The sequence below is a fragment of the Bartonella sp. DB5-6 genome (genome assembly GCF_000278115.1).
Lineage (GTDB): Bacteria > Pseudomonadota > Alphaproteobacteria > Rhizobiales > Rhizobiaceae > Bartonella > Bartonella refiksaydamii.
The window spans coordinates 43,758-44,600 of sequence record NZ_JH725123.1; the positions used below are offsets into that span (position 1 = coordinate 43,758).

The following is an 843-nucleotide window of genomic DNA, read 5'->3' on the forward strand; positions in this document are numbered from 1 at the left end:
GGGGATGGATCTACAGGTGTAAGTTCATGTGTATCAGATGGCTCAGACGGAGATGGTGAAGGCGTAACAGGTGGTAAAGGGACCTCAGGCATAGGATCTGTAGAAGGAGGCTCGCTAGGTGTAGATGACATAGAGGAGACAGACGTAAACATAGAATCGTTAGGAGTAGATGGCAAAGACGGGGCATCTGTAGGACTCGTAGAGGAAGGTGTTTGAGATGAAAGGGATGACGCAGCTGGAGAAGAGGTAAAATCCGTGGAAACTGGTTCAACAGGTATAGCTTTAACATCTTCTGGACTAATATAGATACTCTCGAGGCGAAAATCCCAAAATTCTCCATCTCCTGCAACTAATCTATTCTTGGGATCTGCTGTTCCAGAAGAAGAACTTGGACCATAAGCACGAAGGCGATATTGGTAAGGAAAACCATTGACTGTAGTATAACTCCCAGACAACTTAAAAGAATCTTCTTGCGCACTCCCAAAAACTTGAATGAGCGAAATGCTTTGATCTTTTTCGTCCCGTATTTCTTTGTCAGAAGTTTTTTGAAAATTTTGCATATGAACAAGAGTCGTTCCAGAAACATCACCATAAATCAAAACACGATCCGTTTTTTGAGGATCAAATAATCCATCATTATAGAGAGAGGTGTTAAGCTGAATACGAGAATTACCCTCTGCAATATATACCAGATTATGTGACATGTCTGTTTCATCTATATCAATTTCTTTTTTGATTGTATTAATCTTTTTTCCAATGTGTAGCGTTTGATAGTCGTTAGACATATAATTATCAAAAATAAGTCTACTATCCGAAAGGCTCACCGTAGAGAGCGATGAAGAC

The 843-nt window shown here is 40.2% G+C and carries 1 protein-coding gene; it reads right to left on the reverse strand.

Annotated elements, in window-relative coordinates; all coding sequences use genetic code 11:
- Nucleotides 1-843, reverse strand: an 843-nt coding sequence (locus tag MCO_RS10895; RefSeq protein WP_007553925.1) for an autotransporter outer membrane beta-barrel domain-containing protein, incomplete at both ends; no start/stop codon positions are given.